Source organism: Kitasatospora sp. NPDC091276, from assembly GCF_040684355.1.
In the GTDB taxonomy this organism is placed as follows: Bacteria; Actinomycetota; Actinomycetes; order Streptomycetales; family Streptomycetaceae; genus Kitasatospora.
Window position 1 is genome coordinate 310,110 of the sequence record NZ_JBFBFU010000006.1, and the last position, 25,234, is coordinate 335,343.

Consider the following 25,234-nt stretch of genomic DNA (forward strand, 5'->3'; position numbering starts at 1 on the left):
TGCAGGGCGTACGGCGAAAGCACTGAAGGAGAAGGTGACCGGCTTCGTGACCACGCCAGTCGAACAGGTGGCCCGGCAGGCCCAGCAGGCGATCGAGCGCAAGATCGCCGAGGAACTGGGCGTTCGCGACGGGCAGGTGAAGTCCGCCGTCGAGCTGCTCGACGGCGGCGCGACCGTGCCCTTCGTGGCCCGCTACCGCAAGGAGGTCACCGGCTCCCTGGACGACGCCCAGCTGCGCACCCTGGAGGAGCGGCTGCGCTACCTGCGGGAGCTGGAGGAGCGCCGGGCGGCCGTCCTGGAGTCGATCGAGGCCCAGGGCAAGCTGGACGACGCGCTGCGCGCGCAGGTGCTGGCCGCCGATTCCAAGGCCCGGCTGGAGGACATCTACCTGCCGTTCAAGCCGAAGCGGCGCACCAAGGCGCAGATCGCCCGCGAGGCGGGCCTGGAGCCGCTCGCCGAGACGCTGCTCGCCGATCCCTCGCAGGATCCGGCGGCGCTGGCCGCCCGGTTCCTGAACGAGTCCGTCGCCGAGCCGGCCGCCGCGCTGGAGGGCGCCCGGGCGATCCTGGTGGAGCGCTTCGGCGAGGACGCCGACCTGGTCGGTTCGCTGCGCGAGCGGATGTGGACCAGGGGCCGCCTGGTGGCCACCGTGCGTGACGGCAAGGAGCAGGACGGCGCCAAGTTCGCCGACTACTTCGACTTCGCCGAGCCGTACACCAAGCTCCCCTCGCACCGCATCCTGGCGATGCTGCGCGGCGAGAAGGAGGAGGTGCTGGACCTCGACCTCTCGCCGTACGACGGCGAGGAGGGCGACCTGCCCGGCGAGAACGACTACGAGCGGCGGATCGCCGCCCGCTTCGGCATCGCCGACCACGGCCGCCCGGCCGACAAGTGGCTGGGCGACACCGTCCGTTGGGCCTGGCGCACCCGCGTCCTGGTCCGGCTCGGCATCGACCTGCGGTCGCGGCTGCGGGCCGAGGCGGAGGAGGAGGCGGTGCGCGTCTTCGCCGCCAACCTGCGCGATCTGCTGCTGGCCGCGCCGGCCGGCACCCGCGCCACCATGGGCCTGGACCCGGGCTTCCGGACGGGGGTGAAGGTCGCGGTGGTGGACGCCACCGGCAAGGTCCTCGCGTACGACACGATCTACCCGCACCAGCCCGCCAACAAGTGGGACGCCGCGCTCGCCACCCTGGCCGCGCTGGCGAAGAAGCACGACGTCGACCTGGTGGCGATCGGCAACGGCACCGCCTCCCGGGAGACGGACAAGCTCGCCGAGGACCTGCTCAAGCGCCACCCCGAGCTGAAGCTCACCAAGGCGATGGTCAGCGAGGCGGGCGCCTCGGTCTACTCGGCCTCCGCCTTCGCCTCGCAGGAGCTGCCGGAGCTGGACGTGTCGATCCGCGGCGCGGTCTCGATCGCCCGCCGCCTCCAGGACCCGCTGGCCGAACTGGTCAAGATCGACCCGAAGTCGATCGGGGTCGGCCAGTACCAGCACGACCTGAGCGAGGTGAAGCTCTCCCGTTCGCTGGACGCGGTGGTCGAGGACTGCGTCAACGCCGTGGGCGTGGACGTCAACACCGCCTCGGCGCCGCTGCTCACCCGGGTCTCCGGCATCACCGGCACGCTCGCCGACAACATCGTGGCCCACCGCGACGCCAACGGCCCGTTCCGCACCCGCCGGCAGCTCAAGGACGTCTCCCGGCTGGGCCCGAAGGCCTTCGAGCAGTGCGCGGGCTTCCTGCGCATCCCCGACGGCGACGACCCGCTGGACGCCTCCAGCGTGCACCCCGAGGCGTACCCGGTGGTGCGCCGGATCCTGGCGTCCACCGGCGGGGAGCTGAGCGGGCTGATCGGCAACGGCGAACGGCTGCGGGCCCTGCGACCGGGCGACTTCGCCGACGAGGTCTTCGGCATCCCGACCGTCACCGACATCCTCGGCGAGCTGGACAAGCCCGGCCGCGACCCGCGCCCGGCGTTCCGCACCGCGACCTTCAAGGAGGGCGTCGACAAGATCGGCGACCTGGAGGTCGGGATGGTGCTGGAGGGCGTGGTCACCAATGTGGCCGCGTTCGGCGCCTTCGTCGACGTGGGCGTCCACCAGGACGGGCTGGTGCACGTCTCGGCGCTGTCGAGGACCTTCGTCAAGGATCCGCGCGAGGTGGTCAAGCCGGGTGACATCGTGAAGGTCCGGGTCGTCTCGGTGGACGTGCCGCGCAAGCGCATCGGGCTGACCCTGCGGCTGGACGACGAGGTCGGTCGCGACCGGGGCGGCGACCGCGGTGACCGGGGCGAGCGCGGCGAGCGTGGTGGCGACCGTGGCCGGGGCGGCGAGCGCGGCGACCGGCAGGCCCGCCCGCCGCGCCAGGAGCGCCGGGGCGGCGGCCAGGACCGGCGCGGCCAGGGCGGCGGCTCCGGCGGTTCGGGCGGTTCGGGCGGTTCGGGCGGCGGCGCGCCGCTGGCGAACAGCGCGATGGCGGACGCGCTGCGCCGGGCGGGCCTGACCGGCGGCGACGCCTCGGGTGACCGCCGCTCCGGGCGGCGCTGAGCGGTTGAGGCGCTGAGCGGTTGAGGTGCTGAGGTGCTGAGCGGCTTATCGCCGCGGCCGGGGCCGGGGGACGTCTGCGCGTCCGCCGGCCCCGGCCGCCGTGCGGGTCGGGTCGGGCCGGGTCAGGCCAGGAGCTTGTCCTTGGCCTTCTGGTACTCCTCCTCGGAGATGGCGCCCTTCTCCTTCAGGTCCGCCAGTCTCGCCAGGTCGTCGACGTGGCTGCCGCCGCCCCCGGGTGTGCCGGTTCCGGCCGCCTCCCGGATGTAGGCCTTGACGGCGGCCTCGCTCTGCCGGACCTGGGCGGCGTCCCGCTCGCTCATCGACTTCCCGCGGGCGATCACGTAGGCCAGCACACCGATCAGCGGCAGCACGATCACCAGGAGCAGCCAGCCGGCCTTGGCCCAGCCGCCCAGGTCGTGGCTGCGGAAGATGTCCGTGATGATCTTGAACAGCAGGAAGAACCAGAGGATCCAGAGGAACAGCTCCAGCATCGTCCAGAAGATGTTGAGCACCGGGTAGTCCACGGCCAGCATGTTGGTGTCCATGGCCGAGTCATATCATCGCAAAACGGACAATGCTCTCTGTTGTTCGGCCGTTCCAGTGGTCTTCCGGCCCGGCGGGAATATCTCGGAGCGGGGGCTCGGAGGGGCGGGGGATCAGCCCCGCCCGGCCCGCCGCCGCAGCTCCACGGCCAGCCCGATCAGCTCGCCCCACCAGGCGTCGTGCCCGGCCAGCAGCAGCCGCTGCGCCTCGTCCGCCGGCACCGCCCGCACCTCGACCACCTGCTCGCCGTCCGCCGGGTTGGTCGGCGTCGAGTCCACCGTGACCTCCGCCCAGCCCCACAGCCACGCCTTCTCCGGGTGCGGCTGCCACGGCCGGTACGGCGTCGGGTCCTCGGTGCGGCAGCGGTGCGCGCCGAGCCAGTCCGGCTCGCCGAGCAGCCGGGCGCCGGCCTCCTCGCGCAGCTCGCGCGCCAGGCAGGTGGCGATGCTCTCGTCCTGCTCCCGGGTGCCGCCGGGCAGGAACCAGTGGTCCCGGTCGTCCCGGCAGAGGACCACCTTGTCGTCCGCGAAGCCCACCAGGTGGATGTTGGTCACCAGCTCGTCCGGCGGCAGCACGGTGGAGAACAGCGCGTCGTACCGGCCCCAGGTCCAGTACTGCGGGGCGTGCAACGCGGGGAAGAGGGTGGCGAGTTCGGCGGATCTGTCGTCGGTGTCCGCCTGGTGCGTGGTGTCAGTCATTCGGTGATCGTAGTGCCGGCCGGGAAACGCCGGGGGGCGCTCGGATGGACGAGTGTGATGTCCGAGGTGGAGATGGCCCGCGGCCGGCGGCGGGCGGCCTCGACCGGCTCGCCGACCCAACTCCCCAGCGAGATCTCGGCGGTGATGCCCGGCCCGAAACCGGCGATCAGGCCGGTGGTGCCGTCGGCCACGCCGCCGTCGGCGAACAGCCGGGCGAGCGCGTCGAAGACGACGGCGCTGGCGATGTTGCCGCGCTCGGTCAGCGTCGCGCGGCTGTACCGGAAGGTGGCCGGCTCCAGGTTGAGGAAGTGGCAGAGGTCGTCGAGGATGCGCGGGCCGCCGGCGTGCACGATGTAGAAGCCCAACCCGGAGACGTCCCAGCCGTGTTCGACGGCCAGGCCGCGCAGCGCCGGGGCGAGCATCTCCATGGTGCCGGGCACCCGCTTGTCCAGCTGGAAGTGGAACCCGGTGTCCTTGACCCCGTAGGAGATCCAGTTCTCGGTGTCCGGGACGAGGTGCGAGCCGTTGCGCTCGACGTGCACGCCGGTGCCGCCGTGTCCGCGCATCACCACGGCGGCGACGGCGTCCCCGAACAGGCCGTTGGAGAGCAGCGAGCCGACACCGAGGTCGGTCGGCTGGTAGCAGAGCGAGCAGAACTCGCAGGAGACGATCAGCACGTTGGCGCCCGGGTAGGCGCGGCAGAAGTCGTGCGCGCGGTTGACGGCGGCGCCGCCGGCCGCGCAGCCGAGCTGGGCGATCGGCATCTGGCGGGTGTCGGAGCGGAAGCCCAGGGCGTTGATCAGCCAGGCGGTCAGCGACGGCATCATGAAGCCGGTGCAGGACACGTAGATGATCAGGTCGATGTCCCGGGCGCCCAACTCGGCGTACCCCAGCGCCCGTTCGACCACCTCGGGGACGCGGAGCTTGGCCTCCCGCTCGTAGACCGCGTTGCGGGCGGTGAAGCCCGGGTGGGTGAGGGTCTGCTCGATCGGCTGGACCAGGTGCCTGGTCCGCACCCCGGTGTTCTCGATCAGCCGCAGGGCGAGGCCGAGTTGCGGGTGGCCGGCGTGCAGGCTGCGGGCCAGGTCGAGGGTCTGGTCGAGGGTGATGACGTTCTCGGGTACGGCGACGGCAGGGCGGCAGAGTGTTGCCATGGTGCGGGTCTCCCCTGGGTGGCCTGGCCGGGCGGGCTGGCGAGCGGCCCGGGCAGGCGGCCTACGGATGCGTCGGACGGGCGCCGTGCGGTGCTCCGTGGCGGAGGCGGCGGCGCGGGGAGGAGGTCACCAGGCGAGCGGCAGGGTGCGGGGGTAGCGCCAGATCGACCCGGTGTGCCAGTCGAGTTCGGACGGCGGGACGGCGAGCCGCAGGCCGGGGAATCGCCGCAGCAGGGTGCCGATGGCGACCTGGAGCTCCATCCGGGCCAGGTGCGCGCCGAGGCAGTGGTGCTGGCCGTGGCCGAAGGCCATGTGGGTGGGGGCGCCGCGGTCGAGGTCGAGTTCGTCGGGGCGCTCGTACATCGCCGGGTCGCGGTTGGCGGTGAGGTAGGAGACGTGGACGGCCTCGCCGGCCCGGATCAGCACGCCGCCCAGCTCGACGTCCTCGGTGGCGACCCGGGCGATGCCGACGCCCTGGCGGAACGGGATGAAGCGCAGCAGCTCCTCCAGCCCGCGCGGCAGCAGTTCGGGCTGGGCGCGCAGCTTGGCGAGCTGTTCGGGGTGGGTGAGCAGGGTGTAGGTGATGTTGCTGAGCTGGTAGGTGCTGGTGTCGTGGCCGGTGACCAGCAGGACCATCGCCATGACGGCCAGCTCCTGGTCGTCCAGCAGTTCGTCGCCGTCGCGGGCGGTGGCGAGGGAGCTGATCAGGTCCTCGCCGGGGTGGGCGCGGCGGGCGGCGGTCAGCTCGGTGAAGTAGCCGCGCAGCGCGGCCTTGGCGGCTTCCTGGCCGGCCCGGCTGCCGGGGCCCATCGTCATCATGGCGACGGCGTGGCCGCGCAGTTCGGCGCGGTCCTGCTCGGGGATGTCCAGCAGCTCGCAGATGGTGGTGAGCGGGAGCCGGCTGGAGAGGAAGTGCACCAGGTCGGCGGGGGAGCCGTGTTCGGCCATCTCGTCGAGGTAGCCGTCGACGATCCGCTGGGTGGCCGGGCGCATCCGCTCGACCTGGCGGTTGGTGAAGCCCTGGGCGACGAGGCGGCGCAGCCGGTTGTGGGCCGGCGGGTCCATCAGGTTGATCGCCTCGGCCTGGGCGATCGGGGCGGGCGTCATCCGGGGCAGGTCGCGCCCGATGCCGGCGGCGCGGCTGAACCGCCGGTCGGTGGTGACGATCCGGACGTCCTCGTAGCGGGTGGCCAGCCAGGCCTCGCCCTCGCCGTGCGGCAGTCGGATCCTGGCGATCGGGGCCTCGGTGAGCAGCCGCTTGAGGAGCGGGTCGAACTCCAGGCCGTCGGTGTGGTTGAAGGGGCAGTCCCACACGGGGGCGGAGGTAGTCACGGGCCTGTCCAAATGTCTTGGAAATGCCGCCCGAACGGTCATTTCTCGTTCGGGCGCGGACAGAGAGATGTTCCCCCATGAACTGGCAAAAATGTGAATCAGACCGGGAGTTAGCTCTAACGAGTTAGATAGCTGATTGTCATGCGAATCAAGGGAATTGACTGGACGTCAATCGGAACCGCCTCCCGGCGAGACCAACCCGGTCTCGTACGCGAGGACGACCGCCTGGGCCCGGTCGCGCAGGTCGAGCTTGGCGAAGATCCGGGCGACGTGCGTCTTCACCGTCGACTCGCTGAGCGTCAGTTCGGCCGCCAACTCGGTGTTGGACAGCCCGCGTCCGAGCAGCGCCAGCACCTCCGCCTCGCGCGGGGTGAGCGGGGCGAGGTTGCGGTGCAGCGGCGGGCCGTCGGCGCCGGGGGCGGGACGCGGGGCGCCGGCCGCGAAGCGTTCGACCAGCCGCCGGGTGATCGAGGGGGCGAGCAGGGCGTCCCCGGTGTCCACCAGGCGCACGGCGGCGGCGAGATGGGCGGAGGTGACGTCCTTGAGCAGGAAGCCGCTGGCCCCGGCGGCGAGGGCGGCGTAGACGTAGTGGTCGAGGTCGAAGGTGGTCAGCATGATCACCCGGCAGCGGGGCGCCCGCGCGAGGATCCGGCGGGCGGCCTCCAGGCCGTCCATGCCGGGCATCCGGATGTCCAGCAGCGCGACGTCCGGCCGGTGCGCGACGGCGGCCGCCACCGCCTCGGCGCCGTCGGCGGCCTCGGCGACCACGTCGATGCCGCGCGCGGTGAGGATCATCCGGAAGCCGGTGCGGACGAGCTCCTGGTCGTCGGCGATCACCACCCGGGGGCGGCGCTCCCGCTCCGGCTGCTGCTCCGGCCCCCGCTCCGCCTCGGCCCCGGTCACGGCCGGTCCAGCGGGATGCGGGCGCGGACCCGGTAGCCGCCGCCGAGCCGGCGCCGGGCGTCGAGGTCGCCGCCGTACACGGCGACGCGCTCGCGCAGGCCGAGCAGCCCGCGCCCGGCGCCGTCGGCCGGCCGGGCGGGCTGCGCGGGCGCGGCATCGGCGGGCCGCGCGGGCGCGGCGTGGGCGCCCGCCAGCACGCTCGGCCCGCTGTTGAGCACTTCCACCCGCAGGTAGTGGTCCGCGTAGCGCACCGTCACCTCGGCCGTCACCCCGTCCCCGTGTTTGAGCGCGTTGGTCAGCGCCTCCTGGATGATCCGGTACGCCGTCACGTCGACGCCGCCGGGCAGCGGTCTCGGCTCGCCCGAGATCCGCACCTCCACCGGCAGCCCGGCGAAGGCGAACCGGTCGATCAGCGGCCCGAGGCGGCTCAGGCTGGGCTGCGGCGCGAAACCGTCCGCCTCCTCCCCGGTGCCGTCGGCGGCCGGGGCGAGCAGTCCGAGCAGGTGCCGCAGCTCGGTCATCGCGTCGCGCCCGGCGGCCTCGACGGCGCCCATCGCCGCCGCCGCCTCCCCGGGCATGGTGGCGATCACCTCCCGCGCGGCCCCGGCCTGGACCACCATCAGACTCACGTTGTGGCTGACGATGTCGTGCAACTCGGCCGCGATGCGCGCCCGTTCGGCTTCCACGGCGGTACGGGCGGCGCTCTCCCGCTCCCGTTCCAGCAGCCAGCCGCGCTCGCCGATGGCCGCCCGGTGCAGCCGCCGCGCCCGGGCGAGCGCGACGCCCAGCCAGCCGGCCGCCGCGACCGCCGTACCCGCCACCGCCGCACTCGCCACCGCTACGGCGGCCCAGTTCGTCCCCGTTCCCCACACGCCGCCAGTTTCCCAGTCCAGGCCATGATCGACATCATCCGGGGGTGCCGCCCGCGTACATCCCGGGTACTACGGCCGCCCCGGCTACACCCCGGGTGGGACGCCGGGCCCGGGGGCCCGCGCCTACCGTCGTCCACCATGAGCAACGACCACGACGGGACCACCCCGCCGGACGACGCGCAGACCGTCGTCGAGCTGACCGGGGTCCACAAGGAGTTCGGCGACGCCAAGGCGCTCGACGGCGTCGACCTGCGGATCCGGGCGGGCGAGGCGGTCGCCGTGATGGGCCCCTCCGGGTGCGGCAAGTCCACCCTGCTGAACATGGTCGCCGGGCTGGACCGGCCGACCTCCGGCACCGTCCGGGTGCACGGCCAGGACCTCGGGCGGCTGAACGAGACCGGCCTGGCCCTGTTCCGCCGCCGCCACATCGGCATGATCTTCCAGTTCTTCAACCTGATCGACGACCTGCCCGCCCTCGACAACGTCGCCCTGGCCGCCCAGCTGACCGGCACCACGGCCCGCCAGGCGCGCCGCCGCGCCCTGGAACTGCTGGACGAACTCGGCGTCGCGCACCGCAAGGACACCTACCCGGCCGCACTCAGCGGCGGCGAGCGCCAGCGGGTCGCGGTGGCCCGGGCCCTGATGAACCGCCCGGCGCTGCTGCTCGCGGACGAGCCGACCGGCGCACTGGACAGCCGCTCCGGCGAGCAGGTGATGGACCTGCTGATCGACCTCAACCAGATCGGCCAGACCCTGCTGATCGTCACCCACGACCCCGACCTGGCCACCCGCTGCGCCAGCCGCCTGGTCGAGGTCGCGGACGGGAAGGTGGCGCGCGAGCGGGCCCTGGAGGCGTCCGCATGACCGGCGCCGTGTGGCGGGCGTCCCGGGCGGCCGTGAAGCGCCGCCGGGTGCAGACCTTCGTGATCGGCCTGGTCGTCTTCTGCTCCACCACGACCGTGCTGCTCGCCCTCGCGGTGATCAGCGCCGCCCGGGCCCCCTTCGACGACGCCTTCGCCGCCGAGCGCGGCGCCCACGTCGTCGCGGCCTTCGACCCGGCCAGGGCCTCGGCGGAGCAGCTGGCCGCCACCGCCCACCGGCCGGGCGTCGAGGCCGCCGCCGGGCCGTTCGACCAGGCCGTGGTGGAGATCCCCACCGACTGGGTCGGTCGCCCGCCGGGCCCGCTGACCCTGGTCGGCCGGGCCGATCCGGCCGGGCCGGTGGACCGGGTGCGGCTGCTCGGCGGCCGCTGGGCCACGGCGCCCGGCGAGGTGGTCATCCAGCAACCGGGCGGCGGCGCCGCGACGAGGTTCCTCGGCACCTCGCTCACCACCGCCACCGGGCTGAAGCTCACCATCGTCGGCTTCGCCGGCAGCATGAGCCAGTCCGCCGGCGGCTGGGTCGTCCCCGAGCAGGCGGCGGCCCTGCACCCCACCGGCCGCCAGATGCTCTACCGCTTCGCCGACGCGGACACCGAGCAGCAGGTGACGGCCTCCCTCGGCGCGGCCACCGAGGGCCTGCCCGAGGACGCGCTCGCCAGCACGCAGTCGTACCTGGCGCTCAAGCAGGCCTTCTCCGCCGGCGCCGACGCCTACCTCCCGCTGATGACGGTCTTCGGCGTGCTCGGCCTGGTCGTCGCCGCGCTGATCGTCGGCAACGTGGTGAGCGGCGCGGTGGTCTCCGGCTACCGGCACATCGGCGTGCTGAAGTCGATCGGCTTCACCCCGCGCCAGGTGGTCACGGTCTACCTGACCATGGTCTCGGTGCCCGCGGTCGCCGGCACGGTCCTCGGGACGGCGGCCGGCTGGGCGGGGGCGTACCCGATCCTGGAGACCGCCTTCAGCGGCATCTCGACCGGCACCGCCGTGATCGAGCCGGCCGGCTGGCTGCCCGCCGCCACCCTGGTCGGCGTCCCGCTGCTGGTCGTCGCCGCCGCGTTCGTCCCGGCCTCGCGCGCCCACCGGCTCTCCGCCGCCCAGGCGATCTCGGCCGGCAGCGCGCCGCGCACCGGGCGCGGGCTGAAGGTCCAGCGCCGGCTGAGCGGCACCCGGCTGCCGCGCGCCGTCAGCCTCGGCCTCGGCCAGCCCTTCGCCCGCCCGGGCCGGACGGCGCTGACCATGGCGGCGATCGTGCTCGGCGTGGTCACCGTGACGGTCACCACCGGCCTGAGCAGCACCCTGGCCAGGAGCATGGCCCCGGCCGACGACAAGACCCACGTCAACGTGCAGACCGGCCACTTCCAGAGCAACCCGGCCGAGCCGCGGCTGACCCCGGCCCAGACCGAGGCGATGCTGCGCGCCACCCCCGGAGCCGCGCAGGTCGTCACCCGGGGACTGGTCCGGGTGGGCGTGGTCGGCCACACCCAGCCCGTCTTCATGGACTTCTACGGCGGCGACGACATCGCCGCCACCAGGTGGCTGCGGGTGGTCAAGGGCCGCCCGGCGACCGGGCCGGACGAGGTCCAGGCCGGGCCGGCCTTCCTCGACCAGCGCGGGCTCAAGCTCGGCGACCGGATCACCCTGAGCCTGGAGGGCCGGCAGCGGGCCGTCACCATCGTCGGCGAGGAGATCCAGGGCAACGCGAACGCGATCACCTCCAACGACGCCACCCGGGCCGAACTCACCCCCGACCCGCACACGGTCGAGTACGACGTGCGGCTCGCCGACGGCGCCGACACCGCGGCCTACCGGAAGGCGGTCACGGACGCCGACCCGAGCCTGGCGCCCTCGGTGGTCACCGCGAGTTCGGTGGGGCCCGTCGTCGCGATCCAGACCTTCAGCACGGTCTTCACCGTCCTGCTGTCGGTGGTCGCCTCGCTCGGCGTCTTCAACACCCTGCTGCTCACCATCCGCGAGCGCCGCCGGGACATCGGCATGCTGAAGTCCATCGGCATGACGCCCCGCCAGGTCGTCGCGATGACGGTCACCTCGGTGGCCTGGCAGGGCGCGCTCAGCGGTGTCATCGGCATCCCGGTCGGGATCGTGGTGCACCGGCTGATCGCCGAGAACGTCCGGATCCTGGCCTTCCCGGAGCACATGATCGACGTCTGGGGCGCCCCGTTGCTCGCCGGGCTCGCACTGGCGGGCGTCGTGATCGCCGTCCTCGGCGCCCTCGTCCCGGCCCGCTCGGCGGCCCGGCTGCCGATCGCCGAGGTGCTGCACAACGAGTGAGCGGGGGCGTCGCGCGGCCGGCCCGCGGGCAGCGCACGGCCGGCCGGGCGGTTCGTCGCCCGGCCGTCCGGGTGCCGTCCGGCGGGCCTTCGGCCGCATGGCTGACGCCGGGTCAAGGCCCGGCGGTCGAGCGCCTATCATCGCGCCATGGCCACCGCTGAGCTGATCCGCATCGTCTCCCGCTCCTCGCCCATGGCGCTCGCCCAGGTCGAGCGGGTCCGCGCCGAACTCGCCGCCCTGCACCCGGGCCTGCGCACCGAGGTGGTGCCGGTCACCACCTCCGGCGACCGCTGGATGGGCGACCTCGCCCGGCTCGGCGGCAAGGGCGCGTTCACCAAGGAGGTCGACGCCGCGCTGCTCGCCGGGGAGGCCGACGTCGCCGTGCACTGCCTCAAGGACGTGCCCGCCGACCGCCCGCTGCCCGCCGGCACGGTCTTCGCCGCCTACCTGCGCCGCGACGACATCCGCGACGCCCTCGTCCACCCCGGCGGCCTGACCCTCGCCGAACTGCCGCCCGGCACCCGGATCGGCACCTCCTCCGTTCGCCGGGTCGCCCAACTCGCCGCCTCCCACCCGCACCTGGTGTGCGTGCCGATCCGCGGCAACGCCAACAGCCGGCTGGCCAAGCTGGCCGCCGGGGAGGCCGACGCGCTGCTGCTCGCCGTCTCCGGGCTGGAGCGGATCGGCGAGCAGGCGCGGATCACCGAGATCCTGGACCTCGACGCGATGTGCCCGCCGGTCGGCGCCGGCATCCTCGTCCTGCAGTGCCGCGAGGACGACGTCGTCACCGTCGACGCGGTCGCCGCGCTCGGCCACCGCGACACCTGGCGCGAGGCGGCGGCCGAGCGGATGTTCCTGCACGTCCTCCAGGGCCACTGCAACAGCCCGATCGCCGGCTACGCCAAGGCCGAACCGGACGGCCGGCTGTCGATGCGCGGCCGGGTCTTCAGCCCGGACGGCAAGCAGGTGCTGGACGCCCACGAGTGGGCCGGCGCGCTCAGCCCCGAGGACCTCGGCACCTCCACGGCGCTGGCACTCAAGCGGCAGGGCGCACAGGAGCTGATCGCGGGCATCCCGCACTGATCTCCGGCATCTCGCACTGATCTCCGGCATCCCGCACTGATCTCCGGCTCTGCGACCGCTACCGGAACAGCAGTTCGGCGAAGCGGTCCACCTGGTCCACCTCGGGGGACCAGCAGTACAGCATCACCTCGTCCGCGCCGATGGCCGTGAAGCCGGCCACGGCGGCCCGGATCGCCTCCGGCGTGGTGAGCAGGCCCTCCTCCATCCGGTCGGCACGGCCGCTGGACTCGTAGTACGCACGGATGTTGCGCCGGGCCTGCTCGACCGTCTCCGCCGAGCCGAGGACGGCGTTCGCCTGGGCGACCAGCCGGGGCCGGCCGTCGCGGCCGTGCCGCTGCCAGGACTTCTCGACGTCCTGGAACAGCCCGGCCATCGCCTCCGGCGGCACCCCCGCGCCGAGGAAGCCGTCCCCGAACCGGCCGACCCGGTCCAGCGCGGCCGGGGCGAAGCCGCCGAACAGCACCTCGGGGCCGCCCGGTGTCACCGGCGCGGGCCCGACCGGGCCGACCCCGTCGCCGAACGGCTCACCGGCCCAGAGGCGGCGCAGCACCGCCATCCGCTCGTCCAGGAGCCGGCCCCGGCGGCGCGGGTCGATGCCGGCGGCCAGGAAGTCGTCCTCCCGGCCGCCGACGCCGAGGCCGAGCGTGAACCGCCCGCCGGAGAGCAGGTCCAGGGTGGCGGTCTGCTTGGCGAGCAGCGCGGGGACGTGGTGCGGCGCGAGCAGCACCTCGGTCTGCAGGCGGACGCGGGACGTGGCGCCGGCCAGGGCGGCCAGCGTCACCAGCGGCTCGGGGTTGTCGAACACCACCCGGTCCGCCAGGCCCAGCGTGCTGAACGGGCCGGCGTCGGCCCGCCGGGCCCACTCGAACAGCAGGACGGGGTCCTGGAGGGGCAGACCGAGGCCGATCTTGACGGCCTGCGGGGCGGCTTGCGGGGCGGGCTGAGAAGCGGGCTGAGGGTCGGGCTGCATGGGGATCATCCTCCGGAGGGCAGGCCGCATACGGGCGCCGCCCCTCCGCGGGCCCGCGCGCGGTGCGCGGCCCTGCTCCCCGTCCTGCGGCTCGTCGTTCCGGGGAGCGTGCTCGTCGGAGTGCGGCGACGGTGGCGCGAGGTGTTCCCTGGGTCCAACGCCGTTCCCCTCGCGTCCGTGCCTGGAATGATGCCCGGTAATCGCCGGAGAGTTGACGATTGGCCGTGCCCGGCGTCCGAAATCGGCTCGCCCGGGGGGCGCGGGAACCGGCAGAGTACCCCCATGACGAGCGCGGGACTGGACGACGACGGCTTCATCGCACGGGAGGGCTCGTTGGGCCGGGTGCCCCAGGCGTTCGCACCCGTGGTCGTCGCCGCCCGCACGCTGATCGCCGAGGTCTTCGACCGACCCCGGCTGCACAGTGCCTACCTCTACGGCAGCATCCCGCGCGGCACCGCGATCCCCGAGGTCTCCGATCTCGATCTCCTGCTCGCCCTGAGGCAGGAGCCCTCCGCCGCCGACCGGGCTGATGCCGGTGCGCTCGAATCCCGGCTCGACGCATCCTTCCCGCAGGTCAACGGTGTCGGAATCCTCCTGTTCAGCGCCGACACGCTGCTGAGCGAGCTCGAACGTCACGATCTGGGCTGGTTCGTGGCCTGCCTGTGCACCCCTTTGCTCGGTGACGACCTCGCCGCCGGACTGCCCCGCTACCGCCCCACCTCCACGCTCGCCCGCGAGACCAACGGTGATCTCGCCCTTGCCCTCCCGCGCTGGCGCGAGCGGGCGGGCTCGGCCGGTACGCCCGCCGAGCGCCGGGCGCTCAGCCGCGCAGTCGCCCGCCGGATCGTGCGGACGGGCTTCACCCTGGTGATGCCGCGGTGGGGTGGTTGGACCAGCGATCTCACCGAGTCCGCCGGGGCGTTCGCCCGTTACTACCCGGAACGCGCCGAGCAGATGCGTCTGGCGGCGACCGTGGCCCGTACGCCGACGGCGGACCCGACCGTCCTCAAGGTGCTCACCGAGGACCTCGGGCCGTGGCTGGCGGCCGAGTACACCGCCGTCCACGGGGAGAAGACGCCCCGGACCTGAAATCGGACACGTCCTGTTCTACGCCCGGTGCTCGGGCAGCCAGTGCTGCGCGTAGGCGACGGCGTCGCGGAGGCGGAAGAGGCGGGTGGTGGCGGCGCCGACCGTGGCGTGGCGGACGGCCTTCGGGCGGTCGGCCTCGAAGGCGGTGCCGAGTTCGGCGAAGTCGTCGGCGCAGATGGCCCGGTCGCGGACGGTGAGCCGTTGGCGGCCCTCGGGGGTGAGGGCGGCGAAGGAGATGTCCTCGCTCGGGCCCGGGACGCGGTATTCGGCGAGGTGGAAGCAGGTGCAGGAGCCGAAGTCGACGCCCAGCAGCAGGACCTGGGCGTCGCGGTCCTCCAGTCGGGCGAGCGGGCTGGACTCGCCGAGCAGGCAGTCGAGGGCGTGTCCGTCGGTGGTCTCGGCCGCGCCCGGGCCGAGGGCGGAGAAGGAGGTCTGCGGGTGGGCGCTGCGCCGGGCGCCGGGCCAGGTCCGGACGGTCTCGGGGATGGCGCCCATTCCCAGGGTGGGGCTCATCTGCGGGTCGTACGCGGGCCAGGACGCCCGGATGTCGGGCCACCAGGCCTCCGGCACCGGCGGGTTGGACCAGCCGGCGGGGTCGGAGTTGTCCCCGGTGTGGGTGGGGACGACGAGGGTGCCGGTCGGTCCGAGGGCGTCGAGCAGGGCCTGGACGACGGTGACCGGCCCGCCGGAGACCCAGCCGAGGGAGCGCAGCGAGGAGTGCACGAGCAGCGTGCCGCCGGGTTCGACCCCGGCGGCGCGCAACTCGGCGGCGAGGGACTGGCGGGTGCAGAGGGGGCCGTTGACGCGCATCGGGCCAGCTTGCAGGCCGGTGGGGCCGGTGCGCCAGCGGGTTTTTCCCTCGCCCGGACGCCGCCCGGGTGCCGCCCGGACGCCGCCGCTGACGCACTGCCAAATTGGTCTCGACCATTTGGTCTTGACCATTGCTTTGGGTTCGGGAGTGGAGGAGGATCACCGCGAAGCGCCGGGGGGCGGACTCCGGCGCTCCTCTTGGAGGGAAGAAGGCACCGGCATGGCAATGCGCAAAGCGGTTTCCACCATGGCCCTTGCTGGACTGCTGGCTGCGGGCGGGCTGATGGCCGCCCCGGCTGCTCAGGCATCCACGAGCGTGACGACCGGATACGTCTATGTCGGCATGTACCCGAGCGGCGCCGCGTGCGACGCCGCGGGCCGGGCCTACGTGGCCCGGGGCGAGGCGGTCAGCTACTTCTGTGATGTCGCCCCGAACACGGCCCGCCTCTCCATCTGGGCCTGAGCCGGGTAGGCGCGCGGGAGCGGCAGGCCGCCGGCCGGGCGGCCTGGCCTTGAACTCCCCGTGATAGTCGACGGTCGCGGAGCAGGAAGTCGGTCCGGCCGACTTCCTGCTCCGTCTGTAGGTGGCCCTGCTCGTCGGTGCTCGTCAGTGCTTGTGAGCGCTCGTCAGTGCTCGTCAGTGCTCGTCCGGGAGGAGCGGGAAGAGGCGGGCCACGGCGGCGACCGGGCGGGCACCGTCAGGGCGGCCGGCCGGGTCGGCCTCGCGGTCGCGGTAGCGGGCCAGCACCTGGCGGACGGCTTCGCCGACGACGGCCAGTTCGGCGGGGGTCAGGTAGAGGACGGTGCTGAACGCCTCGTCCTGCCGCCAGTCGGCCGGGGCCGTGTCGCGGCGGGCGAGCCAACGCTGGTAGCTCTCGTCCTCCAGGCCGCGCGCGAGGTCCCCGAACTCTTCGGCCGCGGAGGGCTGGTGGGGCTGCTGCGGGAGCCGCCAGGGGCGGGCGCGGCCGTCGGTGGCGGGGGCCTCCTCGATGAGGCCGTGGCGGGCCAGCTGCCGGAGGTGGAAGGAGCACAGGCCGGAGCTGTACCCGGTGGCGGCGGCGGCCTCGGTGGAGGTGAGGGCGGCCTTCTCGGCGAGGAGGCCGAGGAGCGCGGTGCGTACGGGGTGCTGGGGGAGGGCGCCGGTGGCGGGCGCGGCGAGGTCTTCGGTGTCTTCGGCGCCTCTGGCATCTTCGGTCACTTTGCAAAGTCTGCTACTTTGCAAAGTCGATGACAAGCCGTCATCCTCGCCGTCGTGTCGACGGTGTCGACGAGGGAGCGCCGATGTCCGAACCGCGTGAACGCCCGACCGTCCTGCGGATCACCGAGGTGGGGGAGGACATCCTCCGCCGCACCTGCCGCCCGGCGACCGGGGAGGACTACGGCAGCGAACGGCTGGCCCGCCTCATCGAGGACATGTTCGCCACCATGCAGGTCGCCGACGGCTGCGGGCTCGCGGCCAACCAGGTGGACGTGGACCTCAGCCTCTTCGTCTACGACTGCCGCGACGACCAGGGCGTCCGGCACGTCGGCCACGTGCTCAACCCGGTCATCGAGCCCCGCGAGCCCGGCCGCCGGCTGATCGAGGACACCGAAGGCTGCCTCTCCGTCCCCGGCGCCGGCGCCGAACTCGCCCGCCCGGCCGAGGTGGTGGTGCACGGCTTCGACCAGTACGGCGCCGCCGTCACCATCGAGGGGACCGGCTACTTCGCCCGCTGCCTCCAGCACGAGACCGATCACCTGAACGGGCAGCTGTACATCGACCGGCTGTCCGGCCGGGACCGTAAGCGCGTCCTGCGCCAGACCGCCGACCGACGGGAGGACGTCTTCGCTCAGCGGGCTCAGCGGGCCCAGCGCGCGGCCGGGGCGGCGCGGTCGTCGGCCCGCTGACCGCTGACCGCTGACCGCGCCCGACCAGGGCCTCGGCCGGCTGGCGCACCGGAGGCGCCCGTGAGGGCTGTCGGCGCGAACTGGTGTTCAGTAGCATGAAGTCGCCAACGCCCGTGGCTCCGAGGGGACGAGTGACTGTCGAGTGCCTACCGTGACCGCAAGCAGCCCGGCCTTCGACGTCGTCGACATCGACGTGGACGCCGATCTCACGCTGGACCCCGACACGGCCGCGGACCGGCCCTTCCGCCAGGTCGGCCGGACGGACTTCGACCTGGACAGCCCGATCCTGACGGAGCCCGCGCCGCAGATCACCCAGATGGACTTCGAGGTGGACGCCCCGGGCCTGATGGATCCCCCGCCGCAGGTCGTCCAGATGGACTTCGCCGTCGACATCGTCTGACGCCGCCGACACCGACTGACGCCGCCCGATGGACCCGAACCGCCCGTACGGCCGCCCCTTCGACCGCTTCCCGACCCGCCGCGAGCACGAGGACCGCTGGGCGGAGCTGGCCCGGGCCATCGCCGCCGCCCCCGGGCCGGACCGCCCCGGGCTGGACGGTGGGCACGCCGAACCAGCCACGCCCAAGGGCGAGTTGACCGTCCTCGGCTCCGGCATCGAGGCGGCCGGGTTCACCCGCGCCGACGAGCGGCTGCTGCGCGAGGCGGACCACGTCTTCCACTGCGTCGCCGACCCGGTGACGGTGGTGCGGATCAAGGCCTGGCGGCCCGACTCCTACGACCTCGGCGTCCTCTACGACGACGCCAAGGACCGCTATCTGACGTACGTGCAGATGTCCGAGGCGATCCTGCACTTCGTCCGGGCCGGACGGCGGGTGGCGGCGGTCTTCTACGGCCACCCGGGCGTGTTCGTCCTCTCCAGCCACCGCGCCGTCCGGATCGCCCGCCGCGAGGGCCACGCGGCCGTGATGCGTCCGGGGATCAGCGCGCTGGACGTCCTGTGCGCCGACCTCGGCGTGGACCCGAGCAGCCCCGGCATGCAGACCTTCGAGGCCTCGGACCTGCTGATCCGCGGCCGGCGGATCGACCCGGGCCTGCACCTGGTGCTCTGGCAGGTCGGGCTGGTCGGCGAACTCGGCTACCAGCGCACCGGGTTCTTCAACCACCGGCTGCCCGTCCTGGTCGACCGGCTGGAGGAGGTCTACGGCCCGGACCACGCCGTGGTCAACTACATCGGCGCCCGCTACCGGGGCACCGCCCCCGTCACCGACCGGCACACCGTCGCCGGGCTCCGGGACCGGGCCGTGCAGCGGACCGTCACCAGCGCCTCCACCTGGTACCTCCCGCCGGCCGTCGCCGCCCCGGCCGATCCGCGGATGCTCGAACGGCTGGGCCTGATCCGGCCCGGCCAGACCGTGCGGCCGCCCACCGGTCCGGTCCGGACGGTCGACGACTACGGGCCGCGCGAACTCGCCGCCCTCGACGGCTTCACGGACTTCCACGTCCCCGGCGGCTACCACTGGCAGGAGGACACGCCCGCCGCCCGCTTCGTCCTCGCCCTGGGGGAGGACGGCGCCCTGCGCGAACGCTTCGTCCGGGAGCCCGAGGCGGCGGTGGCGTCCTGGGCGCCGCCGGAGCTCGCCGACGCCGAACGCGCCCTGCTGGCCCGCCGCGAGGACGCGGCCATGCAGGCTGCCGCCAAGGGCCGCTACCGGCGGCCGACCCCGGAGGCGGCGCGGCGGCTGCGCGCCCTGCTCACCCGCAAGTCGGAGGCGCGCGCGCTGCTCCGGTCGGTGCGCGACGGCGGGCTCGGGGGCGGCGTCGACGGGACGACCGTCCGTCGGGACCTGGACACCGTCCTCGCCGAGGCCCTGTACCCGTGGACGGGCCTCTACGGCACGCCGGACGGCGACCTCGACGTCTACGTCCTGGGCCGCGCCACCGACCCGCCCCGGCACCGGGTCCACGTCAACGGGCAGCGGATCACCGGCCCGCGCCACGCCCACGGCGTGCTGCGCTGGCAGGCCGAGGACGGCAACGACTGCGGCGGCGAACTGCGCACCGAGGTCGGCCGGGACGGGCGGCGCCGGCTGGTCGGCGCGGTGTGGCCCGCCGGGCGGGTCGCGGCGGCGGAGTTCTCGGTGCAACTCGCCGAGTACGCCCTGCCGGACGTGCCTCCGCTCGCCGACCTGGTCGGCGACTACCGGGCGGCGGACGAGGCCGGGCGCGAACTGGTGGTCTCCGTCGGGCCGGGCGAGGACGGCCCGGCGCTGCGGGTCCGCGTCGCGGTCGACGGCGTGCCCACGGCGGCCGCCGTCGTGGTCGGCCCGGCGGGCTTCGAGGTGGACGGCGTCGCCGTCCCCTACGCCCAGGCCGTGGCGGCACCGGCCGTGCCGCCGTATCTGTACGGCTGCTACCGGGTGCGGCTGCCGGGCGGCCGCGGCGCGGAGCTACGGGTGGCCGCGGACGGCGTCGCCCTCGACGAACAGCCGATCCGCCACGCGGAGTTCACCGGCAAGCGCCTCACCTGGCGCGACGGCCCCGCACCGCTGCCGTCCGCCGAACTGACCCTGCTGCTCGACCCGATCACCCTGCACCCGATGCTCACCGGCACCGGCCGCGCTCCTGGCGGCCCGACCCTCACCGGCACCGGCACCGGCCACGCGCCCGGCGGCCCACCGCTGCCGGTGGTCGGCATGGTGCCGGTCGCCGCCGAAGAGGCCGAACGCCTGGCCGCCCGCCCGCAGTTCGGCCTCCCGGCCGGGCCGTGGGCGCACCTGACGGCGCTCGCCGCCGAGGCGAGCCACGGCGGCGGCCTGTTCTGGTGGCACGGCTGGGAACAGTCCGCCACCGCCCTGCACACGGTGCGGCGCGCGCTCTGGGAGGCGGGTCTCTGAGCTCGCGGATCCGGGGCGGGGGTCAGCCGCCGGACGCGCGGCACGGCGGTCAGCATCGGGAGCGTGAACTCGCCGTTCGATTTCGACAATTCGAGCCAGCCGACGCCGTCATGATGGCCCGTAGGGAATGTCGACGCCGAACTCGGGGACTTGTCGGGGGGTCACCCGGATGCCGCACCCCCGCGCCAGTGGAAAGAATCGCCGCCATGAAGACAATCCGGCGGGCAACCAGATACGCGGTCAGCTGTGCCACCGCCATGGCGATCATCCCCCTGAGCGTGTCGGCCCCAGCTGTCGCGGCACCCGCCGCGACACCGCCTTCGGCGTCCAATGCGCCGAAGGCCCGGGCGGCGAGTGCGTTGTCGTTGCCGAGGCCGACCGGACCGTACGCGGTCGGTCGTGACACCCTGCACCTCGTCGACGATCGGCGCGCCGATCCGTGGGCACCGCAGTCGGGACCGCGGCAGTTGATGGTCGACCTCTACTACCCTGCCCGCACCAACAGCGGCACGTCTGCCGCGTACATGAGCACCGCCGAAGCGTCGGCGCTGATCACCTATGCCGGTCTGTCGGGGGCCCTCGAACCGGCCCGCCTCGCCGACACCCGTACCTGGGCCCGGGCCGACGCGGCACCGGCGCGGGGCCGCTACCCGCTCGTCGTGCTGTCCCCCGGTTTCACGGTGCCCCGCTACACCCTCACCGCGCTGGCCGAGGAACTGAGCAGCCGGGGATTCGTGGTGGCGACCGTCGACCACGCCCACGAATCGGCGGCCACCCGGTTTCCGGACGGCATCCTGCCCTGTACGGCGTGCGACGAGTACAACTCCGGCGCCGCCACCCAGGAACAGATCGCCGCAGGCCGCGCCCGGGACGTGTCCTTCCTGCTCACCGAGCTCACCGGTCCGCGCCCGGTGTGGCGGTACTCCACGCTCATCGATCCGGCGAGGATCGGCATGGCCGGACACTCCGTCGGCGGCGACGCGACCCTGGCCGCCATGGGCGCGGACCGACGCGTGCTGGCCGGTGTCGACCTCGACGGCGCCATCACCCCACCGGTTCCCGCGACCGGCATCGACGGCCGCCCGGTCCTGCTGATCGCGGCCGCGGACCCGAGTGGCCCGGACATCGTGCCGTCCTGGAAGAGCAGTTGGCCGAACCTGGACGGATGGAAGCGGTGGCTCACCGTCGCCGGCACCGACCACTACGCCTTCACCGACCTGGACTACCTGGTCAACGAGAGCGGCGTGCTGCCCATCCCGAACGCTCCCCGGTCGATCGCGATCACCACCAGCTATGTCGGCGCCTTCTTCGAACGCCAACTCAAGGGAACCTGCGAGCCGTTGCTCAACGGTCCCAGCCGGGACTTCCCCGAGGTGACCTTCACCAGCCCCTGACCGGCACGGACGGCAGACAGGGTCCCGGCGCCACGGAGGCGGCCCGCCCGCATCGAGGCGACGGTCATGCCGGATGCCCGCCGCTCGTCACCGTCCGCTGCGTGAAGGACTTCGGCCTCCAGACCCGGATGGAGACGGCAGCCTCGGGCCTTCAGGCGGCGGCGGTCGGGGCGAAGTCGACGAAGGCTTGCCAGGCGGCGGGGGAGACCCAGACGAGTTCCATGCCTTCTGACGGCACGCCGACGGCCCACCGCTGCCTAGCGGTGGGCCGTCGGGACAGTGCTCAGACCTCGGCGGTCGCGGCGAACGCCACGAACGCCTGCCACGTGGCCGGCTCGAACGCCAGCTGGGGGCCGCTCTTGTCCTTCGAGTCACGCACGTGGACGACACCGGGGGTCTCTGCCACCTCGACGCAAGCGCCACCCTCGTTGCCGCTGTAGCTGCTCTTGAACCATGCCAGCTCGGTGCTCATCGTTCTCCCAGGATCTTCTCGATCAAGGCCAGGGACTCCTCGGGACCAAGGGCCTGCGCCCTGAGGATGTTGTAGCGCGCGTTCATGATCCGGACTTCCTCCGGGTCGGCGATCAGCCTACTGCTCGTCTGTACCTCGATGTAGGCGTGCTGAGGCCGACCCTTTGGTGCGATCAGGATGAACGGCCCGCCCATTCCGGCGTGCTCAGCTCTGTCCAGGGGCAGCACCTGGATGACCATGCCGCGGGTCCGCCCGACCTCCAGGAGCCGGCGGAGCTGGGCTGCATGCACGTCCCACCCTCCCAGGGGTCTGCGTAGTACGCTCTCGTCGATCACCCAGCTGAACATCCCCCGGGGCCACCGGGTCAGTACCTCCTGGCGCGCCATTCGCGCGGCGACCCGCATCTCGATCACCTCCTCTGACAAGGGGGGCTGCCTCATCGCGTAGACAGCTCGGGCGTGCTCCTCGGTCTGGAGCAGCCCAGGGATGTCGAGCGTGGCGAAGTCATGGGACTCGATTGAGTCGACCTCCAGGGTTGCGTACCCACGGAACCAGGCCGGGTGTCGCAGTCGCGCCTTGGCCCGCGCCCGCATCACGTCGTCCTTCGTGATGGCCAACAGGCCGCCGGCGTTGAGGACTTTGTCCGCCGCCACCAGGAACTCCGGCTGCGGGGTGCGCTTTCCGCGCTCCACCGCGCCGATCAGGTGCTCCCCGTAGCCGACGCGTTCGCCGAGTTCCTTCTGCGTCATCCCGGCCCGCTCCCGGAGCAGCTTGATCTGCTTTCCGATGGCGCGGAAGAAGTCCGACACCTCTCCCAGGTCCTCCGGCAGTTCCGTGCGAACGTCGTCGCTTGACTCGATGTTCCGCGCTGCACCCACCGCGATCACCCCGCTTGTGATTCGGTCACACGAACAAAAACTGTCCGCAGCTGGACAAGCACTCTCCGTACCCCCCAGATGCATGGTCAGCGTACGTCCGCGCCGTCACGATTTTTTCCATGACGACCGACATCCCCCTCGACAGCCCCCGCCGCCACACCATCACCCTCGCCGCCACCCCCAAGGGCGCCGCGATCTGCCGGCGCATCGCCAGACGTCAACTCACCACCTGGGGGCTGAACTTGTCCCACACCGAGCCGTACTACTCGGCTCTCCTGATCGTCGCGGAGCTCGCCGCCAACGCGACGACCCACGGCCGCGTTCCGGGGCGCGGCTTCGAGCTTCACCTCTGCCTCACCACCACCGTGCGCCGGGGCACCACCCTGCGCATCGAGATCTCGGACTGCCGGGGCGACCGTTTCCCCGCCCTGCCCGCCGTCCTCGCCCCCAACTCCCAGTCCGGGCGCGGCCTCACCCTCATCGACGCCCTCGCCGACCGCTGGGGCATCATCCCCCGCCACCCCAACGCCAAGACCGTCTGGGCCGAACTCGACCTCCCCGTCGCCCTCGATGCGTCCTGACGTGACCCGGGGCGCCGCGACCGCCTACACCCTCCTCCCGTTCGCCCTCCTGCTCGCCCTCCTCGCCTGGATCTACCCCCTCACCGCCGGTCACCCGACCGTCCACCACCCCCACCCGATTCCGACCCCAATCCCAGCCCCCGTCCGCTGAATACGGCATGGGGAGTCGGCCTCACCGATTTCCCGCGCCGAACCGGCCCCGGACTCACTTCCCCGGCAGCCGCACCTGCCGTGAGTACACCGGCGGAGTGCCGTCCGTGACGGCGGGCTCCGCGTAGCACTCAAGGAGAAGATCGCCGCGCAGGTCTTCGAGTTCGTACGGCGCCTCCTCCAGCAAGGCATCGGCCCACACCTCAAGGGGCGCCCTCGCCGGTGCGGCGTTCGGGACGGGGACGAGCGGTCCCCGGTCCATCGCCTCCCCCGCCGCCGTGCCGCCCGCCCCGACGGCGCCCCGATCTACGTGATCATGGACAACCTCTCCGCCCACAAGGGCGCCAAGATCCGCCAATGGGCCCGGAAGAACAAGGTGGAGCTGTGCTTCACCCCGACCAGCGCCTCCTGGGCCAACCCCATCGAGGCGCACTTCGGACCGCTGGGGCAGTTCACCCTCGCCAACTCCAACCACCCCAACCACACCGCCCAGACCCGTGAACTGCACCGATACCTCCGTTGGCGCAACGCCAACGCCCGCCACCCCGACGTCCTGGCCGCCCAACGCCGTGAACGCGCCCGCATCCGCAGCGAGAAGGGACTCCGCTGGGGCGGACGCCCCCTCGCAAGCGCGGCAGCATGACCCTGGACGGATGAACCCTCCTGACCGCAGCCATAGCATCGCCTGATGCGCTACATCGACAACCGAGACGTCAACGAGGCCGTGACCGAGATGGTGCGGGTACTCGGCCCGCACGACGCGGAGGACTGGTCGGTACCAGCAGGTCCGCTGGAATGGAGCTGCTGGACGACGGCCGCCCACATCGCCCATGACCTGCTGGCCTACGCCGGGCAGATCGCCGCACGCCCTACGGACGCCTACCTGCCCTTCGATCTCTCCGTCCGCTCGGACAGCTCCCCGCGTGAGGTGCTCCAGGTGGTCACCGCCTGCGCAGGGCTACTCGGCAGTGCACTGGCCACCGCCAGCCCGGAGGTCCGGGCCTGGCACTGGGGTCCCTGCGACCCGTCAGGTTTCGCGGCAATGGGTGTCGCCGAGGTTCTCCTGCACACCCACGACATCGCGCAGGGGCTGGGCGTGCCGTGGCTGCCCCCGGCGCCGCTCTGTGCGGCAGTGCTCCACCGGCTCTTCCCTGATGCCCCACCCGGTGACCCGGCTCATGTCCTCCTCTGGTGCACCGGCCGGGGCGACCTGGACGGCCATCCCCGCCGCAACTCATGGACATGGCAGGCGGCGGTGGCCGAGTGATCAGACCTACCGCGGGCAGACGGAGGGACGCCCCAAACGCGGCGAACCATCCCGGTCGCAGCGCTAGAGGACTTCGGTCTGCTGTGGGGCCACGCAGTGGGATTCCTCGCCGACCTGCACGACGTAGCCCTTCGGCGGCTCCAGGGACGTCGTCCACCAGATCCCGGTGACCTCCCCGACAGCGTCCGCCGTCGCGCCCGGCGTGTCCGACTCCGTGCGGATCCGGACGCGGGTTCCTTCGGGCAGGTCGCTGCGGTAGCGCGGAGGCATGCCGGGGTGGAGTCCTCCTCGGGAGGCCAGGAACTCCGGCCGTAGCCGCCAGGGGCTGCCGTCCTCGGTCTCCACCGTGTAGAGAGGTCCGACGTGGTCATCGCGCTCGTCCTGCTCGACGACGCACGCGACGATCACCCCGCGGGTGCCCGCGATCTCCGGCCCGAGCCGGCCCAGTTCCGGAAGGGGCGGGTGCGGCGTCGCCAGTTCCACCAGCTCGCCGTAGGCCAGCGTGGCCTGCTCGGGCCAGGGAGTCTCGTCCACCGGCCACCGATGCCCGACCGTCATGAGGCCCTCCTGTCCATGGCCTC

General features: G+C 73.2%; 26 protein-coding genes and 1 pseudogene. 14 read left to right on the forward strand and 13 right to left on the reverse strand.

Annotated elements, in window-relative coordinates; translation table 11 throughout:
• Positions 1 to 46: 46 nt before the first annotated feature.
• The gene (locus tag AB0O19_RS10665; protein ID WP_363619041.1) at positions 47 to 2,545 is read left to right on the forward strand and encodes a Tex family protein; all 2,499 of its coding nucleotides are present in this window, start codon (positions 47 to 49) and stop codon (positions 2,543 to 2,545) included.
• A gap of 122 nt (positions 2,546 to 2,667) precedes the next feature.
• On the opposite strand, the gene AB0O19_RS10670 is transcribed toward AB0O19_RS10665, so the two are convergent.
• From AB0O19_RS10670 to AB0O19_RS10695, 6 genes are all read right to left on the reverse strand, one after another.
• Positions 2,668 to 3,090 carry an SHOCT domain-containing protein gene (locus AB0O19_RS10670; RefSeq protein WP_079135502.1) on the reverse strand — a complete coding sequence of 141 codons (423 nt, stop codon included), beginning with the start codon at positions 3,088 to 3,090 and terminating at the stop codon, positions 2,668 to 2,670.
• A 111-nt stretch (positions 3,091 to 3,201) separates the two neighbouring features.
• A complete protein-coding gene (locus tag AB0O19_RS10675; protein ID WP_363619042.1) occupies positions 3,202 to 3,786 on the reverse strand; it encodes an NUDIX hydrolase in 585 nt (194 codons plus the stop codon).
• Entirely contained in the window at positions 3,783 to 4,940 is a 1,158-nt protein-coding gene (locus AB0O19_RS10680; RefSeq protein WP_363619043.1) for a type III polyketide synthase, read from the reverse strand. Before AB0O19_RS10680 ends, AB0O19_RS10675 begins: the two co-directional genes overlap by 4 nt.
• Positions 4,941 to 5,066: 126 nt before the next feature.
• Complete coding sequence (locus AB0O19_RS10685) at positions 5,067 to 6,272, reverse strand: cytochrome P450 (protein ID WP_363619044.1); 1,206 nt, start codon at positions 6,270 to 6,272, stop codon at positions 5,067 to 5,069.
• A gap of 168 nt (positions 6,273 to 6,440) precedes the next feature.
• The gene (locus tag AB0O19_RS10690) at positions 6,441 to 7,175 is read right to left on the reverse strand and encodes a response regulator transcription factor (RefSeq protein ID WP_363619045.1); all 735 of its coding nucleotides are present in this window, start codon (positions 7,173 to 7,175) and stop codon (positions 6,441 to 6,443) included.
• A complete protein-coding gene (locus tag AB0O19_RS10695) occupies positions 7,172 to 8,047 on the reverse strand; it encodes a histidine kinase (protein WP_363619046.1) in 876 nt (291 codons plus the stop codon). Before AB0O19_RS10695 ends, AB0O19_RS10690 begins: the two co-directional genes overlap by 4 nt.
• Positions 8,048 to 8,185: 138 nt before the next feature.
• On the opposite strand from AB0O19_RS10695, the gene AB0O19_RS10700 reads away from it, so the two are divergent.
• The 3 genes from AB0O19_RS10700 to hemC all read left to right on the forward strand — a co-directional run bounded on the left by AB0O19_RS10700 (position 8,186) and on the right by hemC (position 12,300).
• Complete coding sequence (locus AB0O19_RS10700; protein WP_363619047.1) at positions 8,186 to 8,911, forward strand: ABC transporter ATP-binding protein; 726 nt, start codon at positions 8,186 to 8,188, stop codon at positions 8,909 to 8,911.
• Positions 8,908 to 11,217 carry an FtsX-like permease family protein gene (locus tag AB0O19_RS10705; RefSeq protein WP_363619048.1) on the forward strand — a complete coding sequence of 770 codons (2,310 nt, stop codon included), beginning with the start codon at positions 8,908 to 8,910 and terminating at the stop codon, positions 11,215 to 11,217. Before AB0O19_RS10700 ends, AB0O19_RS10705 begins: the two co-directional genes overlap by 4 nt.
• Before the next feature lie 147 nt (positions 11,218 to 11,364).
• Positions 11,365 to 12,300, forward strand: coding sequence for a hydroxymethylbilane synthase (gene hemC, locus AB0O19_RS10710; RefSeq protein WP_363619049.1), 936 nt, complete (start codon positions 11,365 to 11,367; stop codon positions 12,298 to 12,300).
• 58 nt (positions 12,301 to 12,358) lie between these two features.
• Here hemC and AB0O19_RS10715 read toward each other — a convergent pair whose 3' ends face one another.
• Positions 12,359 to 13,270: an LLM class flavin-dependent oxidoreductase gene (locus AB0O19_RS10715; protein WP_363619050.1), complete on the reverse strand. Its 912-nt coding sequence runs from the start codon at positions 13,268 to 13,270 to the stop codon at positions 12,359 to 12,361.
• A gap of 282 nt (positions 13,271 to 13,552) precedes the next feature.
• Here AB0O19_RS10715 and AB0O19_RS10720 point away from each other — a divergent pair, with 282 nt between their 5' ends.
• Entirely contained in the window at positions 13,553 to 14,359 is an 807-nt protein-coding gene (locus AB0O19_RS10720; RefSeq protein ID WP_363619051.1) for a nucleotidyltransferase domain-containing protein, read from the forward strand.
• Positions 14,360 to 14,377: 18 nt separating this feature from the next.
• Here the strand turns inward: AB0O19_RS10720 and AB0O19_RS10725 are convergent, their stop codons facing one another.
• Positions 14,378 to 15,169, reverse strand: coding sequence for an AAC(3) family N-acetyltransferase (locus AB0O19_RS10725; protein ID WP_363619052.1), 792 nt, complete (start codon positions 15,167 to 15,169; stop codon positions 14,378 to 14,380).
• 220 nt (positions 15,170 to 15,389) lie between these two features.
• Here AB0O19_RS10725 and AB0O19_RS10730 point away from each other — a divergent pair, with 220 nt between their 5' ends.
• On the forward strand, positions 15,390 to 15,632 hold the full coding sequence (locus AB0O19_RS10730) for a hypothetical protein (protein WP_363584000.1): 243 nt from the start codon (positions 15,390 to 15,392) through the stop codon (positions 15,630 to 15,632).
• A 174-nt stretch (positions 15,633 to 15,806) separates the two neighbouring features.
• Here the strand turns inward: AB0O19_RS10730 and AB0O19_RS10735 are convergent, their stop codons facing one another.
• Positions 15,807 to 16,367: a helix-turn-helix domain-containing protein gene (locus AB0O19_RS10735; RefSeq protein ID WP_363619053.1), complete on the reverse strand. Its 561-nt coding sequence runs from the start codon at positions 16,365 to 16,367 to the stop codon at positions 15,807 to 15,809.
• Positions 16,368 to 16,450: 83 nt separating this feature from the next.
• Here AB0O19_RS10735 and def point away from each other — a divergent pair, with 83 nt between their 5' ends.
• From def to AB0O19_RS10755, 4 genes are all read left to right on the forward strand, one after another.
• Positions 16,451 to 17,056, forward strand: coding sequence for a peptide deformylase (def, locus tag AB0O19_RS10740; RefSeq protein WP_363619054.1), 606 nt, complete (start codon positions 16,451 to 16,453; stop codon positions 17,054 to 17,056).
• Between the two features lie 151 nt (positions 17,057 to 17,207).
• Positions 17,208 to 17,456 carry a hypothetical protein gene (locus tag AB0O19_RS10745; RefSeq protein ID WP_363619055.1) on the forward strand — a complete coding sequence of 83 codons (249 nt, stop codon included), beginning with the start codon at positions 17,208 to 17,210 and terminating at the stop codon, positions 17,454 to 17,456.
• A gap of 28 nt (positions 17,457 to 17,484) precedes the next feature.
• Positions 17,485 to 19,911: an SAM-dependent methyltransferase gene (locus AB0O19_RS10750; protein WP_363619056.1), complete on the forward strand. Its 2,427-nt coding sequence runs from the start codon at positions 17,485 to 17,487 to the stop codon at positions 19,909 to 19,911.
• A 257-nt stretch (positions 19,912 to 20,168) separates the two neighbouring features.
• Entirely contained in the window at positions 20,169 to 21,305 is a 1,137-nt protein-coding gene (locus AB0O19_RS10755) for an alpha/beta hydrolase (protein ID WP_363619086.1), read from the forward strand.
• A 283-nt stretch (positions 21,306 to 21,588) separates the two neighbouring features.
• On the opposite strand, the gene AB0O19_RS10760 is transcribed toward AB0O19_RS10755, so the two are convergent.
• Positions 21,589 to 21,777: a DUF397 domain-containing protein gene (locus AB0O19_RS10760; protein ID WP_363583983.1), complete on the reverse strand. Its 189-nt coding sequence runs from the start codon at positions 21,775 to 21,777 to the stop codon at positions 21,589 to 21,591.
• The gene (locus tag AB0O19_RS10765; RefSeq protein WP_363583981.1) at positions 21,774 to 22,664 is read right to left on the reverse strand and encodes a helix-turn-helix transcriptional regulator; all 891 of its coding nucleotides are present in this window, start codon (positions 22,662 to 22,664) and stop codon (positions 21,774 to 21,776) included. The genes AB0O19_RS10760 and AB0O19_RS10765 overlap by 4 nt, the downstream gene beginning before the upstream one ends.
• 110 nt (positions 22,665 to 22,774) lie before the next feature.
• On the opposite strand from AB0O19_RS10765, the gene AB0O19_RS10770 reads away from it, so the two are divergent.
• Together AB0O19_RS10770 and AB0O19_RS10775 are read left to right on the forward strand one after the other, a co-directional pair.
• Complete coding sequence (locus AB0O19_RS10770) at positions 22,775 to 23,236, forward strand: ATP-binding protein (protein WP_363619057.1); 462 nt, start codon at positions 22,775 to 22,777, stop codon at positions 23,234 to 23,236.
• Positions 23,226 to 23,387 carry a hypothetical protein gene (locus AB0O19_RS10775; protein ID WP_363619058.1) on the forward strand — a complete coding sequence of 54 codons (162 nt, stop codon included), beginning with the start codon at positions 23,226 to 23,228 and terminating at the stop codon, positions 23,385 to 23,387. Before AB0O19_RS10770 ends, AB0O19_RS10775 begins: the two co-directional genes overlap by 11 nt.
• A 54-nt stretch (positions 23,388 to 23,441) precedes the next feature.
• Here AB0O19_RS10775 and AB0O19_RS10780 read toward each other — a convergent pair whose 3' ends face one another.
• Entirely contained in the window at positions 23,442 to 23,648 is a 207-nt protein-coding gene (locus tag AB0O19_RS10780; RefSeq protein WP_363619059.1) for a hypothetical protein, read from the reverse strand.
• 15 nt (positions 23,649 to 23,663) lie between these two features.
• On the opposite strand from AB0O19_RS10780, the pseudogene AB0O19_RS10785 reads away from it, so the two are divergent.
• A pseudogene (locus AB0O19_RS10785) lies at positions 23,664 to 24,029 on the forward strand (transposase); the annotation flags it as partial.
• Between the two features lie 45 nt (positions 24,030 to 24,074).
• The gene (locus AB0O19_RS10790; RefSeq protein WP_363619060.1) at positions 24,075 to 24,653 is read left to right on the forward strand and encodes a maleylpyruvate isomerase N-terminal domain-containing protein; all 579 of its coding nucleotides are present in this window, start codon (positions 24,075 to 24,077) and stop codon (positions 24,651 to 24,653) included.
• Between the two features lie 63 nt (positions 24,654 to 24,716).
• Here the strand turns inward: AB0O19_RS10790 and AB0O19_RS10795 are convergent, their stop codons facing one another.
• Positions 24,717 to 25,211 carry a hypothetical protein gene (locus AB0O19_RS10795; RefSeq protein WP_363619061.1) on the reverse strand — a complete coding sequence of 165 codons (495 nt, stop codon included), beginning with the start codon at positions 25,209 to 25,211 and terminating at the stop codon, positions 24,717 to 24,719.
• Between the last annotated feature and the right edge of the window lie 23 nt (positions 25,212 to 25,234).

Excerpts from the sequence above, each read along its gene's own strand:
- AB0O19_RS10705 (WP_363619048.1), top strand. The coding sequence starts at position 8,908 with ATGACCGGCGCCGTGTGGCGGGCGTCCCGGGCGGCCGTGAAGCGCCGC.
- AB0O19_RS10680 (WP_363619043.1), bottom strand. The coding sequence starts at position 4,940 with ATGGCAACACTCTGCCGCCCTGCCGTCGCCGTACCCGAGAACGTCATC.
- AB0O19_RS10755 (WP_363619086.1), top strand. The coding sequence starts at position 20,169 with ATGGCGATCATCCCCCTGAGCGTGTCGGCCCCAGCTGTCGCGGCACCC.
- AB0O19_RS10790 (WP_363619060.1), top strand. The coding sequence starts at position 24,075 with ATGCGCTACATCGACAACCGAGACGTCAACGAGGCCGTGACCGAGATG.
- AB0O19_RS10770 (WP_363619057.1), top strand. The coding sequence starts at position 22,775 with ATGACGACCGACATCCCCCTCGACAGCCCCCGCCGCCACACCATCACC.
- AB0O19_RS10700 (WP_363619047.1), top strand. The coding sequence starts at position 8,186 with ATGAGCAACGACCACGACGGGACCACCCCGCCGGACGACGCGCAGACC.
- AB0O19_RS10795 (WP_363619061.1), bottom strand. The coding sequence starts at position 25,211 with ATGACGGTCGGGCATCGGTGGCCGGTGGACGAGACTCCCTGGCCCGAG.
- AB0O19_RS10715 (WP_363619050.1), bottom strand. The coding sequence starts at position 13,270 with ATGCAGCCCGACCCTCAGCCCGCTTCTCAGCCCGCCCCGCAAGCCGCC.
- hemC (WP_363619049.1), top strand. The coding sequence starts at position 11,365 with ATGGCCACCGCTGAGCTGATCCGCATCGTCTCCCGCTCCTCGCCCATG.
- AB0O19_RS10730 (WP_363584000.1), top strand. The coding sequence starts at position 15,390 with ATGGCAATGCGCAAAGCGGTTTCCACCATGGCCCTTGCTGGACTGCTG.
- AB0O19_RS10775 (WP_363619058.1), top strand. The coding sequence starts at position 23,226 with ATGCGTCCTGACGTGACCCGGGGCGCCGCGACCGCCTACACCCTCCTC.
- AB0O19_RS10780 (WP_363619059.1), bottom strand. The coding sequence starts at position 23,648 with ATGGACCGGGGACCGCTCGTCCCCGTCCCGAACGCCGCACCGGCGAGG.
- AB0O19_RS10670 (WP_079135502.1), bottom strand. The coding sequence starts at position 3,090 with ATGGACACCAACATGCTGGCCGTGGACTACCCGGTGCTCAACATCTTC.
- def (WP_363619054.1), top strand. The coding sequence starts at position 16,451 with ATGTCCGAACCGCGTGAACGCCCGACCGTCCTGCGGATCACCGAGGTG.
- AB0O19_RS10675 (WP_363619042.1), bottom strand. The coding sequence starts at position 3,786 with ATGACTGACACCACGCACCAGGCGGACACCGACGACAGATCCGCCGAA.
- AB0O19_RS10725 (WP_363619052.1), bottom strand. The coding sequence starts at position 15,169 with ATGCGCGTCAACGGCCCCCTCTGCACCCGCCAGTCCCTCGCCGCCGAG.
- AB0O19_RS10760 (WP_363583983.1), bottom strand. The coding sequence starts at position 21,777 with ATGAGCACCGAGCTGGCATGGTTCAAGAGCAGCTACAGCGGCAACGAG.
- AB0O19_RS10720 (WP_363619051.1), top strand. The coding sequence starts at position 13,553 with ATGACGAGCGCGGGACTGGACGACGACGGCTTCATCGCACGGGAGGGC.
- AB0O19_RS10750 (WP_363619056.1), top strand. The coding sequence starts at position 17,485 with ATGGACCCGAACCGCCCGTACGGCCGCCCCTTCGACCGCTTCCCGACC.